Consider the following 22,735-nt stretch of genomic DNA (forward strand, 5'->3'; position numbering starts at 1 on the left):
TAATACGTTGCAGGACTCAATGAGTAAGTTAATATACAACTGGAGTCTAAGCAAATTTAAACCACATGAAAAATTGGTAATTACAGTACGTAATAAAGATGTCGACATTCTTAATTCAAGTATTAGGTCTTTGTTAAAAGCAAATGGTACGCTAAAAGGCACAGAATATGAGCGTTCTATTGATGGAAGGAAAAAGTCATATATGGCAGGAGATAGAATCGTATTTCAAAAAAGCTATAAGGATTTACAAATACAAAATAGTGAATTTGCAACTTTAACTTCGGTTAGTAAAAATAAATTTATAGCTAAGACAGACACAGGAAAAGAAGTGAGTTTTGATCCTAGTGAAATACAATTTAAACATGGCTATGCAAGTACTGTTTATAAGGTCCAGGGAGCTTCTATAAAAGATGTATACGTTTTGCATAACGGAGTAAGTAATATAAGCAGCTCATACGTAGCTATGACAAGGCATATTAAGAGCTTAAAGTTATATTGCAATAATGAAGCTACTGGAAGCATTAACAGTTTAATAAATCAGCTCAGCAGACCAAATGAGAAATCAGCTAGCATAACTCTGAAAACTGCTCATGATTTTGAGAAAGAACGGACAAAGACAACTGTTTTTAGTAAAATTGAAAACTGGTTTAAGTCTATAATCAATGATATCAATGATAGATCTCATGTGAATAAAGAATATTATCATTTTACCGCCAAACCAGAGGAAGAAGCTAAAGTAGAAAAAGTCCAGCTCAAAGATATTTCTACTCCATTATTTATGCAGATCAAAGAACAAAGACAATATGATTATGATGTAACCATTCTGTCAGCAGAAGGAAAAACGATATCAAGTTTTCAGGAAGCTGGCATTGATAGCAGAATGGTATATAGCTCAAATGTAAATAATTTAAAGTATTATCAGCCATTTCAAGGAGAAAAGATTCTTATAGCTGCAAATAATGATAAACAAAATAAAGAATATGTAAGCACTATAAACGAGGCTGCAAAAGTACTGACAAGCAAAGGAGCAATTACTAGCATCGTAATTCATTCAGAAGGTGAAGATTTTAACGAAATGCTAAAAAATAAAGGAGCCACAGCTGTTAAGGAGCTTATGATACCTGAAATCATGAAGTTAATTAATACTCAGAACGTAAAAACAGAGTCTGAACAAGTGGTGAAAACTGACATAGCTCAAAAAATTGGACTTAGACGGTAGTGCTGAAGATTTGAAATTGAATGTAAGCTATTCATTCACAGGGCGAATTACAAAATGAGATAAAAAATGATAACCGAAAGCGATTTTTGTAATTCGCATTATGCCTTGCTAAGAGAATATTGGAAGCGCTGGAATTTTGAAGATCTGCATCTGTTAGAAAACTATCTCAATAATCACTTAGCAATAAAATTATAATTCAAACGGTAAAAATATCAAATATTTATACCACAAAACAATTTAGTGATGCGAAGGTGAGGTTTTATATGACTGACAAAATCAATGATTCAAATAATTTCAATAACATTCATAATTTAAAAACAGAGATAGAAAATTCTAAGGCTAACAGCTGGAACCACAACGTGGCTGTAAAGCTGACAAATGGTGATATTGCTGATGGCATAGTGCTACTTAGTGATAATAATAGCTTGAGAGCTGATAACACTCTAAAAGAATCAATAAACCAATTAATCAATGATTGGAAAAATAGTAAATTTGAGCTGCAGGATCGTTTGATAATTGCTGACCATAAAGAAGCTGAAAATATTAATCAACACATCAGAAACTACATGAAGGAAAATGGTGCTCTGAAAGGTCCAGAATACAGCATTTTAATTTCAGGAGCTGAATCAAAAAAATATGCTAACTACATGGCTGGAGACCGAATTGTATTTCAAACAAACGATAATGATTTACAAATACAAAACAGTGAATTTGCAACTCTAGTATCAATTGATGAAAATAAGTTTGTAGCTAAGACAGATACAGGAAACGAGGTAAGCTTTGATTTGAATAAAATAAGCTTTAAACATGGATATGCTACAACAGTTTGTAACCCACAAACAGCTGTCAAAAAAGATGTATATGTTCTTCATAATAATGGTGTAGGAATAGAAAGTTCTAACATAAGCATGATAGGGAATGCAGAGCAAGTACGGCTGTACTACAATGTGCAAGCTACAAAAAATGTTGCTAACCTAATAGAGCAGCTTAGCACAGCTAAGACAGACTCTATCAATTCAAAAGAGGAGAATAATGATGTTCAAGCAAATGAAGTAAGGCAATATCAATCTGCTCAAAACTATAGAAAAAACGATTATTATTCAAATAGCAAGGAAGAACTACAAAAATTGAGGGATGCAATAGCTTATAGAGCTGACACTATAGCTCGTGATATTCTTGGAGATCCAAATAACCGCCTATCTAAACACGGAAGATTACGTTGGGAAGACACTGGCAAAATACAAGTAACCACCGAGGGCAAGTACGCTGGACAATGGTATGACTTCAGCACAGGACAAGGTAGTAATTTATTATCTCTGCTTCAAAGAGAAAGAGGAGGCAGCTTTTTTGAGGCAAAGGAATATTTGAAAAGTATGGTTGGAATGTCTAATATTAGTCAACGGTATCAGAGACCGCCTAAGACTGACGATTCTCAACAATACACTCAACAATCTGAAAGTGTTAAAATCGCAAAAGTTCAAAACTTGTATGAACTATCAAGCAGAATACATGGTTATGAGATAGATACGAGCCCAAGCGCAGAAGTTGAAATAGTAAAAAAGTATCTTGAAAATCGTGGTATTACTTTTGACAAAAGCACCGCAAGTTCAGACTTAAAAGCAAGTATACTGTTTGATACTCAAACGAGAGAAAATTATCCAGCATTGACAGCATTTGCAAGAAATTCAAAAGGAGAAATTACAGGAGTACAGGCCGTATATCTAAATTCGGCAGGAGATAAGGCGAATATTTCAATTAACAGAAGATCTTTCGGTAAAATCAGCGGATCGTTCATAACAATCGCAAAGCGAAATGCGAATGACCCTAATATAACAATTATAGCAGAAGGCGCTGAAACAGCATTGAGCTTGCAGCAAGCAGGAATTAAAGGTAATATCATTGCTAGTGCAGAAATTTCGAATTTGACAAATTATTCACCATTTCCTGGTGAAAAAATCATCATTGCAGCAGATAATGATAGCAAAAATTCTCTAACTAATAATACTGTAATTAAAGCTGCAAAAATATTAGAAATGAAGGAAGCAATAACTTGTATAGTTAAACCACCAGAAAATGGTGATTTTAATAATCTGCTGCAAAGTTGTGGAGACCAGTCAATTAGAGACATTATAGAACCTGAAATTACTAAACTGACTAAGGCAGTTGAAACAACCAAACTTACTCAAACAGAAAATAATAGTATAGCAAAACAAAATGATATTACGAATGTTAAAGAATTGTATAATAAATCGTCATCTCTATACTACTTTAAACAAGAAGAGGAAGCTAAGGTGGAAACGATAGTTGTGAATAAATATTCAGAAAACCATACAGGAATTTATAGTTCAAAAATCTTTAATAATTCATAATTTAAGGGCAAATATGGTTTTTGATGAAGAGACTCAAAAATCCTGGCCTGCACTCACTATTTTTGTTAAAAATGACAAAGATGAAATTACTGGAGCTAAGATATTAGCTCTGAATTCAAAAACATGTAATAAAGCTGATGTAGCTGAAAAATCTGTTGGTACAATTAGTGGGTCATTTGCTGAAATTGCTCAACAGAATTCAAAATACTCACCTGTAACAATCATTACAAAGGATATTGAAACAGCGTTAACCATTAGGCAAGCTGGAGTCGAAGGAAAAATCTTATGTGCAATTGAAGCCGAAAATTTGCAAAACTATAATCCTGGCCCAAAAGAAAAGATCATTCTAGCAGTTAAAAATGACGTAAATACTGAAAAAGCTGAAAAAGTTCTGGAGGATAAGGAAGCAGTAGTCTGTACAGTCAAAAATGACTTCAATAATGTATTAAAAACTCAAGGATTATATGCTGTTAGAAATATTATCAGCCCTGAAATAAGAAAACTTAATGAAAAAATTGAATCAATACAAACTAATATACAACCAGGATTATGTCCGAAACACTAGGCAGAGTATGACACAGCATTTTTTATTTAAAAAACTATAGAGTGAAAAAATATGACAAAACAATTAAAGCATGATTCATTGGCAAAGACAATCATGAGCGATCCAGTTGCTGCACAAGAATTTCTAGAGTATTATTTACCAAGCGATTTCAAGAGTTTAATAGATTTATCACAAATAAAAGTAGAGCAAGAGAGTTATATAGAAGAATCGTTAAAGAAAAAATACAGTGATATCGTCTATAAAGTTGCAACCAAAAAACATGGCAATGCTTTTATTTATATATTAATTGAAGCTCAATCAACCGTCGATTATTGGACAGCTCTGCGGTTATGGAGATACACATTGTTATTGTGCGAAAGGCATAAGAAAGAAAAAACTAAATTACCATTAGTGTATAATTTAGTGATCTACAACGGCAAAGAAGTCTACAACGCACCTAGGAATTTGTGGGATTTATTTACCGATTCAATAATAGCTAAGCAATTAATGACTTCTGACTATCAATTAGTCGATTTGCAAAGTATGTCGAATGATGAAATTGTTAGGAAAAAGCATATCGGAATGCTCGAATATATGCTAAAGCACATTCATCAACGAGATATGTTAAAGCTTTGGGAAGAGTTTCTAATAAAGTTCAAACATGTTTTAATACTTGATAAAGAAAAAGGTTATGTTTACCTAAGATCATTTTTATGGTATACTGATACTAAATTACTAGAGAGTCAGCAACCAGAATTAGAGCAGGTTCTGGCTAAGTATTTATCTGAAGAAGAAAAAAGTAATATTATGAGAACTATTGCTGCAAAATATATTGATGAAGGTATAGAGATTGGTGAAACTAAAGGCATAGCTAAAGGCAGAGCTGAAGGTATAGAGATTGGTGAAACTAAAGGCATAGCTAAAGGCAGAGCTGAAGGTATAGAGATTGGTGAAACTAAAGGCATAGCTAAAGGCAGAGCTGAAGGTATAGAGATTGGTGAGACTAAAGGCAGAGCTGAAGGCAGAGCTGAAGGCAGAGCTGAAGGCAGAGCTGAAGGCAGAGCTGAAGCCACGCAAGGGCTTGCAAGGAACTTATTAAAAGCTGGCTTTTCAGTTGAATTTATTTCTGAAAATACCGGATTGTCAAAAGAAGAAGTGATTAATTTAAAAAATAACATAGAGTATTAATTTTTCGAATTAATACTCTACTAACTTAAGTTTTTTGAGCAATTTATATCCCCAAACAAAAGCTGTATTTAAGTTTTGTAGCTGCATAGTTAGTTTTGTGATAGGAAAGTTACCGGCAAGCTTTACATAACATGTAAGGTCTGGTAGGTTCATAATTTCAGATGGCATAACTAAAATCTTTTTACGCTCAACATTATTCATATTTACCCCATCTCGCATAGTATTTGATCCATATGACAAGTTCTCTTGAGTTTCAATTATCTCTTGCTCACCTAGTGTTAATGCTGATTTATAGGCTGTAACCTGATCGCTAACTCGAAAAATAAATTTACTATTAAACAAATCCAGCATAGAATCACATTCAGCAGCCCCATATATTGCTTCTAATTGATGAATGTTCTGCAATCCAGCAACAAAGCAGCCTCCATACTTTCTACTTTCAGCCAAAGCAACTGGTAAAGACGAAACTTTTTGTAGAGCTGGAAGTTCATCAAGTATAAACCACATGTTTTTGTTATCATGATTAGGATTTCTACACATCAAAGCCTTGATAGCTATGCTTATCCAAGCTGAAATAAGTGGGCATAAAGCAGCTCTTTGATTTGGGTTAGCTGTGATAAATAGCCAGCCAGTTTCATTTGAATTACTAAACCATTCTTTTATGCTAAAACTACCTCCAGGCTTTAAATATTGTAGCGAAGTAATATTCTTTCCAAGCGTAGACTGAATTCCTGCAGAAGTTTCAAGTGCGCTTTCGCTTATAATACCTGATACAGCAGTGTTTTTAAAAGCTTTTGCAAATTGTCTATTATCAGAGTAAATGATTGTATGAATTAGTTTTATGATATCTTTATCATCCTTATATAGCTTCAATGCTTCAGACAAGACTAATTCAGCATTTTTAGCAAAAAAGTCATCAAGTTTAGGAGTATAATTACTAAAACTACTAGCTATATCATGAAAATCAGCTGCTTCAAAACAATCATTCCAAGGCAACCATTGCTCACTATTTTTTTCCAAAGGATTAAGCAGCTTATCACATTTAGGATCAAAAAATCTATCAATAAAAGTTCCAGTTGTGTCTACAATTATTGCTCGATCCTTATGTAATCGAATTTGTGGTAGCAGTTCGTTAAGCATATTAGTTTTACCGGTACCTGTTGTTCCAGTAATCAGAATGTGTAATCTTTCACTATTCTTTACTAATGGTAAGCCTCCAAAACGGATTTTAGAGGCCTTTTTAGCTCTTTTTAGCATTTTGGCTAAGCATTTGTATCCTACAAAATCAGCACCTCTAATTTTGGCCTTAATAATCGTTTTTTTACCTTGAGCTGTAAAGAAAACAATTGAGATTATCACACCAATAGTAAAAACAATTAATCCTTCTAACAATGCTGAATTGATTAAGAATTCCCATAATTGCTGTATTTTAAATCCATGTTTGCCTGTATAAAACTCATGCAAAAAGTCTTGAGCATTGAGGTGCATCCATTTTTTAAACCTTAAACTATAAAACTTAATGCCTATTTGATCGATATCATAAAAATGCTCACCAATTGCTAGCTTAAGCTGCACATATCTTTCAATTGCAAAATAATACAAGCTGCTCAGAAAAACTTTTTGATATAATCGACATATAATCCAGAATATCGATAATCCTAGCCCAATCATAAAAACGTTGGTACTACCTTGCCCAAACATTCTTAACTTATGGGCAAATAACTGCGAGCCCCTGGTGAAATTTCCTTGATTCTGAAAATTCATCTATCTCAAGAGTATTTTTTCAATATCTGTAGTTTTTGCTCATACTCTTTTACTCCAGTAAAATTCTTCAATTCTGTTAACCTTTTTAACATTGTTTCATGTTCTGCAATGATATTAGGATTATATTTAATAGCTAATAAAAAATTCTCTTTAGCGCTTGAGTACTGCCCTAAGTTTACTAATGAAATTCCTTTTTCAAGATAATTTTTAGCAAAATTAGGATCATATTTAATTGCTATATCATAATTTTTAATTGCTTCTTGATGTTTGCCTAATTTCTCAAAAACCATTCCTTTGATATAATATGAATCTGCACAATTTGGATCAATTTTAATAGCTAGGTTACAACTTTCCATTGCTTCTGCATGTCTCTTTAATAGATTTAATACATATCCTTTATTATTATAAGCTTTTAAATCATTAGGATCGTATTTAATAGCTAAATCAAAATGTTCTATTGCATTCTGAAATTGTCCCAAAATTGCTAAAGTTAAACCTTTATTATGATATGCTTCTGAATAATTTGGTCTGTATCTAATAGCTATATCATAGTTTTTAATAGCCTCTTGAAATTGTCCTAAATTCATTAATACTGTGCCTTTGTTATAATAAGCTTCTGGATAACTAGAGTTATACCTAATAGCAATATCAAAATTTTTCATTGCTTCTTCATACTGTCCTAAGTTGTTCAAAGAAGCTCCTTTATTATTATAGGCAGTTACATAGTTAGGCTTATATTTTATAGCAAGATTACAAAGTGTTATAGCTTCTTCGTTTTTTCCTAATTTTCTATAAGATACAGCTTTATTATTATATGCTTCTGCAAAATGAGGTTTGTGCTTAATAGCTAAATCATAATTTTCTACAGCTTCTAGTGCCTTTCCAAGATCAGCTAAAGCTATTCCTTTACTATTATATGCTGTCGCATAACTTGGATCGTACTTAATAGCTATATTAAAATTTTCTATTGCTTCATGATATTTTTTTAATTTCAGAAAAGAGCTTCCAATATTAAAATATTCTTTAGCGAAAACATTTTCATCGTTACTGCTATTTTGTGGAATTAGCTTGTTTTCTTCTGCCGCAATAGCTGTATTTAAAAGCATTAGCGGTAAAATTATTGTTATAGCTAATTTATATATATTTTTCATAAATCCAACATATCTTTAACTTTTAACTTTTATCTTTATTAGTTATTCCAAAATTTTCCAGAGCTTGTTTACCAGCCCTTAAAATTGTTGAATCAGTAGTATCTGAAAACTTTTTCTGTATTTTTTGAGTCTTATCCTTAATACTATCAGAAATTTGATTAAGATTCTCTATTTTTTCGTTATCAACAAAAGCTTGTTCTATATTTTGAGAATGCATTTGATTGCTTTTATCATAGATAGCTTCTAATTGCTCAACATTTTTATAAAAATCTGATTGTAGATCTTTTTTAGTCGAAAAGTTACCATCATTAATATGATCATTCAAATTTTTAGGTACTTCATTGTTGATTTTAGCAACCTCAAAAGCAATTTTTTCTGCTTTAGCCGAGTGGTTTATTATCCATCTAGCTGCTTGCTCCTTGCTTCTTATTTCAGGATTTTGAGCAATAATTTCATTTAATACAAGTTCATTAATGTTACGATCAATAGTGGCAGAGTTTTGGAATACATAGTTCATACTATGAGTCAGTTGCTCCATTTCTTGTTTAGTTTTAGCTATTTCTTGCCCAACAGATTGTTGCTCAGAAAGGTTAGCACTAAGATTTTCACTTAATGACTTCACCTCACTATTTGTACTACTAAATTTTCCTTCTTGAACTGCGCTTTGAATTTTTGATAATGCTTCACTATGTGATTGTTGTTGATTTGCTGATTTTCCTTGGGTTTCTTCGTCAGCATTTCCTCCTAAAACTCTACTATTAACTCCCCACACCCCACCTCCAGCACTAGTACTAGTACCACTACTTTTACTGTGGCTACTACCTGTATGCTGACTGAAAGACTCACTATCGGAACTTACCTTTTGCAGAGCTTGGTATTCGCTCTCAGTTAGACCTATATACAGAGCTTCATCATGAGTTAACTTTTCAGCTATTTCCATGGCCATGGAGTTTCCTGTTGAAATAAGATTGGCCTCTTTTTGTGTCAGTGAATTAAGCCTGCTCTGAGAACTCACAAACTGGTTTTGATATCCAGTTTGTAGCAGTGCAGAAGAGCGGAAGTTTGTTTCCAATGAATGTACAGTTTGAATTACAAATTGCTCGCCATTATTTCCAGTAATGATTTTGTAGCTACCATAATCGATAATATTATCAGCCATATGTAATAAAGGAGCTAGGTTTTGTTGAGAAATAGTTCTATTGCCTATGCTGTAATTATCCATACTCAAGTTATTGTCGACTATATTACTTCCTAAGCTGCTAGCAACTTGTATAGGAGAGAATTGGCTGGCTAAGTTAGCTGTAGCATGAGCGCAAGCTTTTATCACTGACCAAGAAAGCATTGGTATTGATGATGCAAGCATTTGAAACGTCGCATAGCTATATAAAATCATCTCTGCAAAGCTTCCTTGCGATAGCATATTCAGACCATAATCACTACCGAAAGCTCCAGATTTACTGGATAAGCTGATCATTCCTAGACAATGGATTATTGTAAAAAATACTGGCCAGCTGCTGACCCATATTATTAATAGAATCCATGTTTTGAGTATGTTGTAACCACCAGGCAGTAAGCCCATTGGAAATACAATAAAGATCATTGAAACTACTAATGCAAAAAAAACAGATTGTAAAATAGGCATCATGTGAGCAGCCATTTCCCCAGCGACTAGATACGAAAATGATTGTTGAAAGAGCCCTCTGATTGCATGCATACTCACCAGATTAGGATAAATTCGTGATAATGAAAACTTCTCACGCCAGTCATCATATGACTCACGATTAGCATTAAGTAGCATAGCTTGCTTCATCCATTCATGAATGTCTTGTTGCTCTCTCTGTAAATATTTTAGTGTGTCGCCAGTCATGACTTTTAGTCTTTGACTTAACATGCTTGACTGATCAGATTGAACTCCAATCGCTGCTGCGAACTTTGTTAGAAGCCCTTCATTTAATTCTTTATGAATTGCTGCTTTAATCAATGGAGTAGCTTGTCTGCATGTCTTGAAACTAATACCTAAATTACTAGGCTCACGATAATAAATACCGAAATTATTAGGTATATTCTGCTCGATAAATCCTATAATGTCATTAGTTTGTTGAGCAGCTGCTTTTTTGCCTAGAATATTACCTATGATGTAAGGCTTCATAAAGCATTGTCTAAGAAATTCCTTAGTATTAGTTAAAGTTACTGGATCATGTATTTGCACATCTCGAATCTTAGCTACAGCCTTAGCTCCAAACATAATACCAGTTTTTCTGCTTGATAGTCCTTCATAAGCCGGTAAAAGATGATTTTCCAACATTTTGGACACAAAGTAACTCGTTTGCGATGAAAGAGAAGCAAACATTGCAATACCTATCGGAATATTATCAACTTTTACTGGTGCACTCATTGATACCTCATCCTTGAGCCAAACAGTAGCTTTGGGGGCAAATAACAGCGTAAAAATAAATATCGATGGAAAGAACCACTCCATAGCAAAGATGCCGATATTTCCTCTAAAAATAGCCCTAGTAGCAGCCCATATGCCGCCAATAGTCAAGGCTAAGTGGCCTACTGGAGTGAAGTATTCGCTATTTGAAGCAAAGACTCTGCCTATGCCGTTAAACACATGCCATAACAGATCTCCACCACCAAATGTGTATATTACGTAATCCATTAACTTTTCTCCTTCGCTATTAAATGCTGCTCTATTAATCTAGCCCTTTTATCTATTCGACTTGCATCTGTTTGTAGGCTAGTCCATTTCTCATTTGCAAAAAGTTGTACCCGATTCAATTCCTTCAAATATCTTTCTAAATGTTCATTCGAAACTTGCTTAGCACCTAGTGAAGTAACGGCTCTACGTATTTCGGTGATTACTTCCTTCAAATGCTGAACTAATGTATAGCTAGCTATTAATTCTGATGAGCTATCTAAAATTGTGACTCCAGAAATATATTCTAATATGATATAATCATAAATCGGAAATATATCTCCAATCGAAGATAAAAAGGCTATTTCATGGTTACTAAATTCAGTATTATGATCAAACTTATTTTTTAGATTAGTAAATTGTTGTTTAGCTTTACCTGCATAAGACTGCTCTGGTGATATTGTGATATTTCGTCGCAAGCGTTGAATGCAAGCAACTGACATTATCACAACTGTAAATCGAGGCTGATTCTCCGCCTTTTAAATGACTAATCCAACTTTTTTCATCCTGAGCTAATGAGTCATAAAAGTGTACATTATTGTTTGTAACCACGATAGTGCCAGTCATAGACATGATTGAATCATGCATATTTGATGGTATTCCAACCTTTGCTGCTGCTTTAGTGAAGATGTTATAATCATCAAGCATTAACTCTGAATCCTTGTTTTGTGCTTGTCGTAGAGCTTGTTTTTGATCTAAATAATTACGACATTTTTTACCAGCGGCAAAATAATCAAACCCGCTTTGTGACTGTATATCACGGCAAACAGCTTCTCTCATAGCCCAGTTCTTTGGTAAAGCTGTAGCAAATAATGCTTTTGTTAATTCACAATCTCCTTTGGCAAATTGATTCATCTCCATTGCTAGATTACGCAAGTCCTTAAGAGCATTTTCGATCTGTGGAGCAAATGTTTTTAATCCTAATGAAAATGCATAAACTTTAGCTTGAGAACCAATGTTTTTCATTAGTTGAACTAATTCTTCTCCAGAAATAACAGAGAAGCTACCAAGATAGGCGTCAATACCGCTACAGCTCATGTTTAAAGATGGTGGAGTTATAGCAAATGGCTGAAATGATGTTTGGCTTGTTCTGGCAGATAATCCGCCAGCTGCATAATATCCAGCCGCTTGATCTTGATATGATCCAGATCTAGTAACATTAACACTCATTCCTTGAAATACGTTTTCGATATTCCAAGCCAGTGACACTGGAGCTTGTAGCGAAAATAATGCTGCAATAACATAAACTCTAATTCTGATGCTCATCTAGTCTCCAATTTATGATAATATCTATCTATTGCTAGAATATTGTCGATAATTTTATTCTCAGAGATTATGCTTCTAGCTACTGAATATATTTTTTTACCATCGCTAGCTACTAGATATAACACAGGTACAATATGCTTAGGGTTTAGTTTATTTAGCAACTCATTATTCTTACTGACAGCTAGCAACTGAAATGCATATTTATTAGCAAAGCCCTGAACAATAGAGGCATAAAGGCCTTACAGAGCAAGCAATCTTCTTTAACTTGCAGAATCAAGCCCCAGTTTTTAGCAATGTTTTTGAGTTTTAAGTCGTTTTTCTGCTCTGATTTTTCTTGATATAGCTTTCTATGTAAGCTATTAGATGGCTCATGAGCATTAATCAGTTGATAATCAAGTAGAGTAGCTAATTGCCACATAGTAGCAAACTTATGCGCCTTCTCCATGATTTGCTTCTGCAATCTTTGGGCTGTAATTACATTTTCGAGCGTTGGATTATCAAGCGCTATACGCTGAGCTCGATTAAATTGCTCCTTTAATTCCTCGATTCTATGGTCATGAGCTCTCCGCATCAATTTAGAAGTAGAGTCATCAAGCTCATGACCATGTTTATCATTGTACCATAAAAACCCTGTTGGCAAAGAGTTAGCAGTAGCTAATTCTATCGATAAGTAATTAAGTAGCCCCATAATTAGCATTATTGCTAATGGATTCATTATTGCATTATTTTTATATCTATCTAAAATGAAGTTTACTCAAAGAAGAGAAGCATGACACAATCAAAGATTGCTGAAATGCTTCAACTATAGTTATTATCTTATTTGTGATAATACTAGTTACTACAAATCTAAGAACATAACAAATCAAAACAAAGCAACTAAAAATAGATGTCGTCAAATCTTAAATCATTTCATGAATACTGTCCTCTCCCAACGGTACTTTACGTTCTTCGTTAAGCTGTTGAAATGCTCCAAAATCATCATCATCCAATGTGTCTAATATCTGCTCAGTTATGTTGATAGGTAACTCACGCCACTTTTCCAAAAATTTATCAGCATCGGTTTTTGCTGAATCGGGTTTTAATTTTAATATCTGCTCCTTATTTTCCGCTATTATTACCAGCGAGTTATTTGCGACCTTTATTTGCCCTTCCCTCCATAATAGCCTTTTCTCTTGCAAGTGCTCTGCGATTTTATGCTGATCATGTTCAATAGCTAAAGCTAAATCTAAAACTGTATAACCGTCTTTATTTTTCAAATTAAAATTAACATTATTACTTGACAAACTCTTTATTAACTCTGTTGAGCGATATGAAATAGCTACATTACTATTCTTTCTTAGGTATTCTTCATATCTTACATGTAAATCTTTAGGATGATATAAAATAGCCAAATGTAAAGCAGTTTGACCATCATTATTTTGTATGTTTGTATCTACTCCTCTATTCAACAGCATATCTGCTGTATCTATAAATCGCTTGTCATAATCATCTAAATCACGCTCGTAAGAAAGAACAGTACTAAGAAGATTAGTAGGAAATTTTTCAAAGCTATACTTAGCAATTAAATGTAAAAGAGTTTGACCATCATTATCTTGTGAATTTATCATATTAGGATATGTATATATATCTAAATCTAACAAAAACTGTACTACATCTTTGAAGCCATTTCCAGCAGCTAAATGTATTGGAAATTTCCCGCTCTTATCTTTTATATGAATATTAGCATTCCTATTACACAAAAACTCTACTAGATCTTTGCTGCCACTTCGAGCAGCATAGTGTAAAAGAGTTTTACCATAATCATCTTGTAAATTAATATTAGCTACACTATTAGGCAGAATCTGCATTATTATATCATTATCATTATCATTCATACCATGGCAAGCAGCGACATGTAGAGGAGTCCTACCATCCCTATTTTGTGCATTAATATTAGCATTTTTATCCAATAAAAGATATATCATATCTACACGGTTATACCAGATAGCAATATGTAAAGGGGTGGCACCATAAACAGTTTGCTCATTTGGATCAGCTCCACTATCTAACATAAGCCTCACTAGATTTATATCATCATTTCTAATAGCCTCATGTAAATCAAACCCAATACCATATAATGCATTGATAATGTCACCAGCATTATATTGTGCTAGAATCTGCTTTACCCTTTCTACATTACCCACTGCGGAGGCATAACGGAATTCAAGCAATAAATCATTATTATTCATTAGTTTTTCACCATATTTAATATACAATAATCATACACATTTCATGTATTTTATTATTATACATTAAAAAAAAATTAATATAAAGTAATATACAATACAATAATTACTAATACAATTAGTAATTATTGTATCTACTACTCTGCAAGTTCAATAAGTACCTCAATAATGTTGTATTTGTTGTATACGATGAACTTTATCTTTGATTCCTGCAATAATGTCTTTGTTCATGCTGTTTTGAGCCTTAGTGAGTATATCACCAAATAGTTCATCCATATTGATTTTAGTGAAATCAACTTTTTGTAATTCCTTAACAGTAAGGCCTCTACACTTTGGACATTCAGGTGTTCCAAAGTCTATTTTTAGCTGTTTTCTTGCTTCTTCCTGAAAAATTCTAGCAAGTTTCGACTGAAAGCAGCAATAAGTAGACTTTCTAGCTAAGCAAATACCTAATATCGGAATTCTTGAAGAACAGTATGTTCCAATATAGTAGCAGTAACCTTTTTTTCTATATAGAGCTAATTCTTGTTCCTTAGATTTGCATTGCGATAAGCCTATATCACGCCCCCAGCCAGTCATTGAAGAGCAGCAATTCAAAAAACTAAATACATCTTTTTTGCATTTGCGATGTTTACCTGAAAATACAGAAACGGGATTTGTTTTAATGTCTTTGCTCATCTGATTTAGCATAGCTAGATGAGCTACTTTAGCTATATCCCTGTTTGGTATAATAGTTGGAGTATTGCAATTGCCTCCTAAACAAAAGATTGAGTTATTACGCAATGATGAGTGTAGCATTGTTTGCTTCTCAGTTGAACAGCTGTAATCGTGCTGCCATAGTAAACAAATATTTGCTACTGATTTTTGGCAAGTGCTGTTTTTTAATTCGCAATTTTGAATTTTAAGGTGTTTGCAACCATCTTTTGGATCGCTAGTACAAGAAAAAACAATCTTTTGTTTCCAATATGGACGATTGACTTTAAACTTGTCAAAAAATACTCTATCACCACCATCATAGTTGATTCTATTGACCTCATAGCATTCGTTACTTTCTGTTAATTGCTCAAGTTCAGGGTTTAAAACTTTCCAATATTCTGCTACTTCCCTTAGTTCTTGAGTCTTATCTCTGTAGTCATAGTGAAGTATACATATTTTTTCATTTACTTCTAATAAAAAATTTCTACCAATATTGTGTATAGATGCACCAAGCCTATTAGCAATAGCCCATTTCATTTGTTTTACAATTGCTTCGGGATCATCTGCTAGGCAGTATATTTGCGCATCTAATTCATCATCATAGACATCGCTACGACTATTAAGCCAATTACTATGATTCTCCTTTATTTCTTCTGTTGCAAATTCCATTTGCCGGCTTTGCCATGGAAGCCATACATTCTCTAATTTGCACTCAACGTTTAATTCTCGAATAAGTTCAATATTGAACTTACTGCCTTCAGTACAACTTTGAATGATTTCAGTATTAGTTGTACTTGTCTGAGTTACGAAATTACTGCTATCAAGGGCACTTAAAGGATCAGATTCAATTCTCATTGAATTAGCTATCATATAATTTTGATCGTTGATATTATGTTGAGTTAAGGCATTGTTTTTACTGTTTTCAGCTTGAAATAACATTGCTCCACTTTCTGTACCAAGCTGATTACGGCCATGGTAGGTTAAATCCTCATCATTATTAGGATAATTAACATTACTACCTTGATGAAATAATTCTTGTGTATTTGAAGAATTTCCAAGATTTACATTATAGTTGCTAGCTTCATTATAACTGCTTTGCATTGAAGCTAAACAACAATTGATGTTCAATATTATCAAAACTAGTACTATAAGTTGCTTCATGGAGTATTCTCATTCATAATTTCTAATGCTGTTGCTAAAGGAATATGGCCAGTTAATTTCTTGGTTAATCCTCTTTTTTCATCATCTATTACTATCACTGGTACAACATCAACCTTATATTTCTCAAACAAGCTAGGATCTATATCGAAGCTAATATCAAGCTCCATAGTTTTATTCTTTGTTTGTGTAAATGAGTTATTAATTAACCCACGCATAACTAATTGAGCTCCGACCTTTTGAGACTCAGCAAAATAGCTTTTTAAAGCCTCATCACTCATTGAAAATGAGACAAAAATAAAAGTTTTTTGCTTGTCCAAAAAAAAAGCATTAGCATTATTAACAAATAATAAAACCATCAACATCATTACTCGTATAACCATATTCCTCTCCAAGCTTTATAAATCAAAGCAAACAACAATCTCTTTTTCGCCAAATCAAGTAACCAAAATCTTCACCATTAACTGGAAATTCTCTACCAGCTTGCCATATAGCTTCTGTTTGACCTATGCTCTTGCAGGATTTTGTTTCTGGAATTGGATAAGTCATTTGTAGTCGATACTGACTTTTCTTGATAATAGGCATTGGATACTTACCACATAGGCCTTTATAACCATAATATCCCCATAACATCAGTTGCCTATGCATTTTAGCCATAAACTTACTTACCATTAATACAGATGTTCCAACTCCACCATTATGCGCTGCAGCTGTTCCAGTGAAAGGGTAAAGCATTCCTTGACATCCAGCACACCAAAAAGCATAATCGCTTGCTAATAAACCAGCGCTACAACTGATGCAATCAGCTATACATGCTTGATAAGCAGCTACATTTTGAAACAACAACGTTTCTGGATTTAAAATCGCAGATTTTGCATCGTCACTCCATAATGGATCAAACTCTGTTAAATATGCTATATCGACTGCAGCCATTTCCAGACAAATAAAATCAAGCAAAATTTCCAGCCAGTAAATCACGGGATAGACATACCAATGAATGTGGTAAAAAGCACTTCCTTCAGCCTCATCTTTCATGCCTTTTTGAGTAGCAGTTCCAAATGACAAACCTCCAAGACTTACCATACACATTGGTGACTTTGTAACGTCTACAAGGCGTACTGGCTCCCAAAATCCTACCGGAATACCAGGTATAGGCACTGGAATCCCTGGCTTAGGACAAAGACATATAAGTCTACCAGAAGCATTAGTATCAGGCATTGAACTGCTTACTACCTTAAATCCAGCTATAGTAATTGGAAACAAGCACTTCCAACATACATCTGTTATAGGATTTACAAATCTTCCAACACACCCAGCAGCTGCATAACAGTTATTAGCTGTTATAGACATTACTATCGCTAACAAAATTACCAGTTCCTTCACTCACTTTGCTTGCATTGATGAAATTTTACGAAGAAGTTTTGGATATCTATTTCCTGGAATTAAATATAAAGTTTCACCACCTGGATTTACTATCTCTTGTATTTCACCTCGTAGCGTATTATTAACTATTTTAACTAGATCTTGTTCTAATTGCTGTAATTTCCAACTTTTCATATAAAACCTTCTTTTAAGTTGAATCTAATAGTATATTGAGTTATACTGCTTACAGCATATTATGTAACTTCCAACGTGCGTTATATGCTTTTAATAGGTGCTTACTTCGCTAATTTTAAGCACAGTGTTTTCTTGCTCTATTATGGCTGGCACAGCTTGTATTTTAAACTTCATACTCAAAAAACCCAATTGATCGAAGAATACGTGCCGGCCTAATAGATTGCTAAGTTCAATAGGATTTCCATTAACTAACACTATCTTTCCTGGTCTTGATTTTGCCCAAGCAACCTGATCTTCATCATCTCCATCAATTAATATTAGTGGCTCACCCCAATGTATCATCTCCAAAGGATTTATTTTAGTTCCTCCCTTTACTATTATTATACCATTTTTTGTCTTAATGTCATCCTTTTGAACATAGGTAGAATCATATATTCGCGTTTTATTTTCAGTAGCTTTACTCAAATTTTTTACTGGAACTGGTCTCATGATTTTTTGCCTAACTTTTTCCTGAAATTCAAGCTGCATTTGATTCAACAAACCACTTTTTGATGCAGCATTAAGTTTAGCCATAATCACCTCCAGTAATGATTCCTCAATGATTGGAAAAACATGCCCTCTAGTTCCATAATCCTTAATCTCAACACCTATATCAGCATTTAATAAATTGGCCCTTATATCGCTTACTTGATAAGCAACAGCGAATAAAGCAAAGAGTGTGCCTATACCAATTACTACTCCTTGCTTCATGGAATTATTTTCCGCTCTCTTATCACATAATTAATTGCCTCACTGACATTCATACCTTTAGCCATGTGATCTTCTATTGCTTGATAATCTCTAGCATTCGTCGAAGTTAACAGCAGAGTAAATGGATCAATCATTAATCTGCCTACAACACCTGAAACATTAGGGCTGTAAATAGCTATTTCACTATAATACGGAGGATTTGAATGTACAGATTGCAGTAAATTTAGCTTCCAATCCTCATCAACAAAGCCTGCAAGCTTAGGATTAGCTCGCATTGCCTTAAATGATTCAGAATTTTGCTTTAAGATTATCTTATGTGATGAATTCTCAAATGCTTTTTCAGACGCAGAACCCTCTTGACGAAAGTAATCCGTGAGTTGCTGAGTTGCTAAAGCAATCGATCCATTATATTTTCGAGCTATTCGACCTGCTTCTTCAATAAACTCTCCTGAACGCTTTCCAGCTAATAGCTTCCAAGCTTCATCTATCATAATTAAAAATGGTCTACTTCTATCTCCCTTAACCATTGTTTGATTAATATGAACAATCATAATCTGTACAATCACAGCTAATAGCTCTGGTACAGAGCGTAGATGATCAGTTTCAATTACCACAATATCAGAGTTTAGAGATAATTGCGCCTTACCGCTAAAAAATCTTCCATGTTGACCATCTTTAGTAAAAGGAAAGAGCATATTTCCAAGCTCTTTAGCATATGATTCTTCTCTATTTGATAACCAGTCTGCAATATCCGTGATTTCAGCTTTAGCTCCCTTTTTTTGCCAGACTGATATCAAAGCCCTCTGTAGCATTGGTTGTTGTAAATCGCTTGTTCCATACTGTGGAGCAGCCATAGTAGCTAAAATGGATGGAAAGTTAGATAAAAAATCCGATCTAGCTTCTATAGACTTTGCGCTGTCATCCTCTGGCACCTCTGAAAATGGATTAATTGATACAGGATTTTTCATGTCGAATTCTATGTATCTACCACCTAGAATCAAGCATGTACGCTTAAATGATCTTCCATAATCAAGAACAAAAACTTTACCACCAACTCCTAGAACAGATAGCATTAATTCTTGCATAAAAACAGATTTTCCAGAGCCTGGAACTCCAGCTATACAAAGGTTAAAGTTCTCATTTGGAGCTACTCCATGCTTATTTAATGCAGGTAATAAAGCTCCACCAAAAGGAGACCAATACATTATTTGTCCTCGTCTTCCAGCTAGCAACATGCCTGGAGAACTTAAATCACCTTTCCATTCACCGATTATTGGCAATAATACTTTGCTCTCTACAGAAACAGTTTTTATGCCTCGACCTAAGCTAGAAAGCGCTACTCCAACTCCTGATGTTTTATTTTGACCCAATACACCTTTTGGGCCTTGTTCAACTAATTGCATTGGTAGGGCAGCTAGTAACACAGCTACATGATCATATTTACATGGAACAAAATACCATCCACTGCGTCTTAACATCGAACAAAAGGCTGATGCAGATTGCTTAGCCTTTTTTGTTTTATCAAACATAATAACGTTGAAGTGAATATTAACTACTCTATCACCACTCTGCAGAGCAGCCACTACACCGGCTAAATCAGCAGCTTCTTGTTGTATATCAGGAAAAAATTTACTCATTCCTGCATTAATATTTCTTTCTAGCGCTTCTCTTTTAGTTATGGCTGCAGTCCTTTCCATCGCTTGATTTGGTAAAATTTGCAGACCAAAATGAATCAGGAAATTTGATTTTATATATTCATCACGACGCATTTCATTGCCTAAAAACAGATCCATGGCAGATAATTTCCATTCTGCAGGTCTTTTGCGAGCTTCTAGGCTGATAAATATTTGATCATCATTTACATTTATACAATCATCATTCTCAAATAACGAGAAATCTCCACTTAAAATTTGTTCAGACAATATTTCATACTGGTTAATATTTGAATGTTCTTCTTCAGGCCAGCCAAATATTACTCTCAGGAACTTTAATAATTGCTGCGCATTCACATTTTCAGTGCTTAATCCAATTGACCTAAACGTATCTTTTAAAGCATCTCGTCTGCGAATCATATCATCGATATTTGCATTTAAATTAGGTATAGTAACTGAAATTAACAATACTACATCCTTTATAGAACCTACTTTTTGAGCTTGATCACGTAAAAATTCTGTTCTTTTATTTGCTAACTCAATAAATATCTCTCCTTTACGATATGACTGCCAGTTGCTTAAAAAATTCTCTATATTATTACTACCAAGCATCAAGACTTGCAGGCTACTTTCAGCAGGTAAATTTTCATCGCTTTTCAGAAATTCAGCAATTTCATTTTGAGCAGAAACACTAGCTCCAACTAATGGCCATGCAAGCAATACAAAACCTATTGAACCACGATTAAAGAATAGCTGAGTCTCATCATCATATGATTCATAGACAAAGTGTTTAGAAAATCTTTCTCGATCAAAATCCTTATGTATGCTTGCGTTCACCTTGACTCTGTTTTGATTTAAATAAATTAATAAGATATTTTTTTGGTTTTTTCGGCGACTTGTTAACAACATCTAGGCCTTGAACTGCTTTAGCTTGCCTGTAGCATAGAATACAACGTCTTTTTGATTTAGTTTTTGATGTTTCAACTTTCTCAAGATTATCAATATCAAAAGCGCCTTGAGCAACCATATTCTTTATTTCATATAAAGACTTACATTTTAGCCCTTTAGGAATTTTACAATCAAAAGTACTTCTGTAAAAGAAGCTGGTTAAGCTCATACAGCCCAATAGCAATAATAAAAACTTCATTATAAATGCTCCTCTAACTTTTGTGATTGATCGAATTTATTATGCAAATTAACTTTTTCATTGTTAGTTGATTGTGAATAAGTTAAATTATGTGGCTTCTTCTTGGGCTCACATAAGTCAAAACCTTTTTTAAATACAACATCGATGACTCTACCTGACGCAATAAGAACGACTGGGCTCATAGAATCAGCTCGTTTTATAGCAAAATCAGCTAGCTTATCAAAAGCATTGCTAGCTCCAGCGTAAGCTCCAGACTGAAGCGCATCTCCAATCTGAAACTCTTGTTGTTGGCCTCCAGCTACTAGGTTTAAAGTTGGTAGCATATCAGGTTTAATAGCCTTAGATTGCAGAAACTTAGCTATACTGCTAAATACTCCATTTAATGCAGCCATGCTTGCTATGTTAGACGATTTATCTACCACGATTCCTTTAATTCCAGAACGTCCGTCTTCGCCTATCAACCAGCCTTCCACCTTTTTTTCGATAATATCTCCTTGGTTATTGACTACTGAAAGAGTTTCGATGCGACATTTAGCTCTCTCTGAGGACATCTCTCCGTTACAGGATCCAATTAAAATTGCATTTTTGATTTGATCAGTTTTATATTTATTATAAAGAATTGCTGTATCAAGCAACTGCAGAACAATTGGTTCTGGTGATGAAGAGCTGTTTGTTCCAGTACCTACAACGACTCCAGTAAGTAGCACAGCTCTAGCAGAACTACCGCTAGTAACATAGTTCTCAACATTTTTTTTTTGCTCAGATTCAGCTCTCCTAAGATTGACAAATGATTGTACAGGAGCTTGCTCTGTTTTGTTATCATGTGGTGAATTTGAAATATGATGATTAAGATCAGAACTAAATTCATCACTATCATTATTATATAGACTCTGCTTAGGCTGATTCTCCAATATCTCAAGTTTTTGGTTAAAATTATTAATTTGGGCTGTAATTTCTAAATATCTGCTGTCTATTACACTTTCAAATCTATCTTTTAATGTTTTGACTTCATTAAGTATTTCTTCTGTCCATTTTGCTCTCAAATCTACAGCTTGTTCTATTCCAGAAATCGCTTCTCTTGACTCACGATTTTCAATAAAAATTATAGATTCTTTCGTTTTACCACTTTCAGATAAAAAATATGAAACAACCATTATTGTGATGCTTATAAAAGTTAAGGCAATTACTGGCTTTCTACGAATGATATTTGTTAATTCTGATAACTTGCTATTAGGCCTAACAGATTCAGCCTTTGGTTTATCATTTAGCTCTAAATCTTCTTCTTTTGTATTATTATTGTCTGAATTGTCCTGTTCCACTATTCCTCCGCTTTTTGAATGTTAATGTTTCT

General features: G+C 33.8%; 18 protein-coding genes and 1 pseudogene. 4 read left to right on the plus strand and 15 right to left on the minus strand.

What is annotated here, in order from left to right; all coding sequences use genetic code 11:
- Nucleotides 1–421: 421 nt before the first annotated feature.
- From DK405_RS16050 to DK405_RS02590, 4 genes are all read left to right on the plus strand, one after another.
- On the plus strand, nt 422–1,219 hold the full coding sequence (locus DK405_RS16050) for a conjugal transfer protein TraA (protein WP_458692998.1): 798 nt from the start codon (nt 422–424) through the stop codon (nt 1,217–1,219).
- A 263-nt stretch (nt 1,220–1,482) separates the two neighbouring features.
- Nucleotides 1,483–3,588, plus strand: coding sequence for a toprim domain-containing protein (locus DK405_RS15660; protein ID WP_410522030.1), 2,106 nt, complete (start codon nt 1,483–1,485; stop codon nt 3,586–3,588).
- 13 nt (nt 3,589–3,601) lie between these two features.
- The gene (locus tag DK405_RS15665) at nt 3,602–4,153 is read left to right on the plus strand and encodes a hypothetical protein (protein WP_064612769.1); all 552 of its coding nucleotides are present in this window, start codon (nt 3,602–3,604) and stop codon (nt 4,151–4,153) included.
- Between the two features lie 51 nt (nt 4,154–4,204).
- Nucleotides 4,205–5,320, plus strand: coding sequence for an Rpn family recombination-promoting nuclease/putative transposase (locus DK405_RS02590; RefSeq protein ID WP_064612991.1), 1,116 nt, complete (start codon nt 4,205–4,207; stop codon nt 5,318–5,320).
- A 9-nt stretch (nt 5,321–5,329) separates the two neighbouring features.
- On the opposite strand, the gene DK405_RS02595 is transcribed toward DK405_RS02590, so the two are convergent.
- The 15 genes and pseudogenes from DK405_RS02595 to DK405_RS02655 form a co-directional block, all read right to left on the minus strand.
- Complete coding sequence (locus tag DK405_RS02595) at nt 5,330–7,084, minus strand: type IV secretion system DNA-binding domain-containing protein (RefSeq protein WP_064612989.1); 1,755 nt, start codon at nt 7,082–7,084, stop codon at nt 5,330–5,332.
- Nucleotides 7,085–7,089: 5 nt separating this feature from the next.
- The gene (locus tag DK405_RS02600) at nt 7,090–8,235 is read right to left on the minus strand and encodes a tetratricopeptide repeat protein (RefSeq protein WP_064612987.1); all 1,146 of its coding nucleotides are present in this window, start codon (nt 8,233–8,235) and stop codon (nt 7,090–7,092) included.
- 22 nt (nt 8,236–8,257) lie between these two features.
- Nucleotides 8,258–10,897 carry a conjugal transfer protein TraG N-terminal domain-containing protein gene (locus DK405_RS02605; RefSeq protein ID WP_109510577.1) on the minus strand — a complete coding sequence of 880 codons (2,640 nt, stop codon included), beginning with the start codon at nt 10,895–10,897 and terminating at the stop codon, nt 8,258–8,260.
- Nucleotides 10,897–11,352 (minus strand): conjugal transfer protein TraH, encoded by a 456-nt coding sequence (locus tag DK405_RS15340; RefSeq protein WP_331828114.1) that lies wholly within the window; start codon nt 11,350–11,352, stop codon nt 10,897–10,899. The genes DK405_RS02605 and DK405_RS15340 overlap by 1 nt, the downstream gene beginning before the upstream one ends.
- The gene (locus DK405_RS02610; protein WP_331828115.1) at nt 11,306–12,199 is read right to left on the minus strand and encodes a conjugal transfer protein TraH; all 894 of its coding nucleotides are present in this window, start codon (nt 12,197–12,199) and stop codon (nt 11,306–11,308) included. Before DK405_RS02610 ends, DK405_RS15340 begins: the two co-directional genes overlap by 47 nt.
- Nucleotides 12,196–12,896: pseudogene (locus tag DK405_RS02615) on the minus strand (conjugal transfer protein TraF). Before DK405_RS02615 ends, DK405_RS02610 begins: the two are co-directional and overlap by 4 nt.
- A gap of 202 nt (nt 12,897–13,098) precedes the next feature.
- Nucleotides 13,099–14,427 (minus strand): ankyrin repeat domain-containing protein, encoded by a 1,329-nt coding sequence (locus DK405_RS02620; RefSeq protein ID WP_064612719.1) that lies wholly within the window; start codon nt 14,425–14,427, stop codon nt 13,099–13,101.
- Nucleotides 14,428–14,586: 159 nt separating this feature from the next.
- Nucleotides 14,587–16,281 carry a conjugal transfer protein TraN gene (gene traN / locus DK405_RS02625; RefSeq protein ID WP_109510546.1) on the minus strand — a complete coding sequence of 565 codons (1,695 nt, stop codon included), beginning with the start codon at nt 16,279–16,281 and terminating at the stop codon, nt 14,587–14,589.
- Complete coding sequence (trbC, locus tag DK405_RS02630; RefSeq protein ID WP_064612696.1) at nt 16,278–16,661, minus strand: type-F conjugative transfer system pilin assembly protein TrbC; 384 nt, start codon at nt 16,659–16,661, stop codon at nt 16,278–16,280. Before trbC ends, traN begins: the two co-directional genes overlap by 4 nt.
- Nucleotides 16,662–16,683: 22 nt before the next feature.
- Nucleotides 16,684–17,661, minus strand: coding sequence for a conjugal transfer pilus assembly protein TraU (gene traU, locus DK405_RS02635; protein WP_174197559.1), 978 nt, complete (start codon nt 17,659–17,661; stop codon nt 16,684–16,686).
- The gene (locus DK405_RS12985; RefSeq protein ID WP_174190469.1) at nt 17,662–17,835 is read right to left on the minus strand and encodes a hypothetical protein; all 174 of its coding nucleotides are present in this window, start codon (nt 17,833–17,835) and stop codon (nt 17,662–17,664) included. It lies immediately after the preceding gene.
- A gap of 90 nt (nt 17,836–17,925) precedes the next feature.
- Nucleotides 17,926–18,585 (minus strand): type-F conjugative transfer system protein TraW, encoded by a 660-nt coding sequence (traW, locus tag DK405_RS02640; protein ID WP_109510578.1) that lies wholly within the window; start codon nt 18,583–18,585, stop codon nt 17,926–17,928.
- On the minus strand, nt 18,582–21,074 hold the full coding sequence (locus tag DK405_RS02645) for a TraC family protein (protein WP_109510579.1): 2,493 nt from the start codon (nt 21,072–21,074) through the stop codon (nt 18,582–18,584). The genes traW and DK405_RS02645 overlap by 4 nt, the downstream gene beginning before the upstream one ends.
- Nucleotides 21,055–21,384: a hypothetical protein gene (locus DK405_RS02650; RefSeq protein WP_064612735.1), complete on the minus strand. Its 330-nt coding sequence runs from the start codon at nt 21,382–21,384 to the stop codon at nt 21,055–21,057. Before DK405_RS02650 ends, DK405_RS02645 begins: the two co-directional genes overlap by 20 nt.
- Nucleotides 21,384–22,703 carry a TraB/VirB10 family protein gene (locus DK405_RS02655; RefSeq protein WP_109510580.1) on the minus strand — a complete coding sequence of 440 codons (1,320 nt, stop codon included), beginning with the start codon at nt 22,701–22,703 and terminating at the stop codon, nt 21,384–21,386. Before DK405_RS02655 ends, DK405_RS02650 begins: the two co-directional genes overlap by 1 nt.
- Between the last annotated feature and the right edge of the window lie 32 nt (nt 22,704–22,735).

The organism is Orientia tsutsugamushi (genome assembly GCF_900327275.1).
GTDB lineage: Bacteria > Pseudomonadota > Alphaproteobacteria > Rickettsiales > Rickettsiaceae > Orientia > Orientia tsutsugamushi.

Coding starts and splice junctions, on each gene's coding strand:
- DK405_RS02620 (WP_064612719.1), bottom strand. CDS start 14,427: ATGAATAATAATGATTTATTGCTTGAATTCCGTTATGCCTCCGCAGTG.
- DK405_RS15660 (WP_410522030.1), top strand. CDS start 1,483: ATGACTGACAAAATCAATGATTCAAATAATTTCAATAACATTCATAAT.
- DK405_RS02610 (WP_331828115.1), bottom strand. CDS start 12,199: ATGAGCATCAGAATTAGAGTTTATGTTATTGCAGCATTATTTTCGCTA.
- trbC (WP_064612696.1), bottom strand. CDS start 16,661: ATGGTTATACGAGTAATGATGTTGATGGTTTTATTATTTGTTAATAAT.
- DK405_RS12985 (WP_174190469.1), bottom strand. CDS start 17,835: ATGAAAAGTTGGAAATTACAGCAATTAGAACAAGATCTAGTTAAAATA.
- DK405_RS02605 (WP_109510577.1), bottom strand. CDS start 10,897: ATGGATTACGTAATATACACATTTGGTGGTGGAGATCTGTTATGGCAT.
- traN (WP_109510546.1), bottom strand. CDS start 16,281: ATGAAGCAACTTATAGTACTAGTTTTGATAATATTGAACATCAATTGT.
- DK405_RS02650 (WP_064612735.1), bottom strand. CDS start 21,384: ATGAAGTTTTTATTATTGCTATTGGGCTGTATGAGCTTAACCAGCTTC.
- DK405_RS02595 (WP_064612989.1), bottom strand. CDS start 7,084: ATGAATTTTCAGAATCAAGGAAATTTCACCAGGGGCTCGCAGTTATTT.
- DK405_RS02600 (WP_064612987.1), bottom strand. CDS start 8,235: ATGAAAAATATATATAAATTAGCTATAACAATAATTTTACCGCTAATG.
- DK405_RS02590 (WP_064612991.1), top strand. CDS start 4,205: ATGACAAAACAATTAAAGCATGATTCATTGGCAAAGACAATCATGAGC.
- DK405_RS15665 (WP_064612769.1), top strand. CDS start 3,602: ATGGTTTTTGATGAAGAGACTCAAAAATCCTGGCCTGCACTCACTATT.
- traW (WP_109510578.1), bottom strand. CDS start 18,585: ATGAAGCAAGGAGTAGTAATTGGTATAGGCACACTCTTTGCTTTATTC.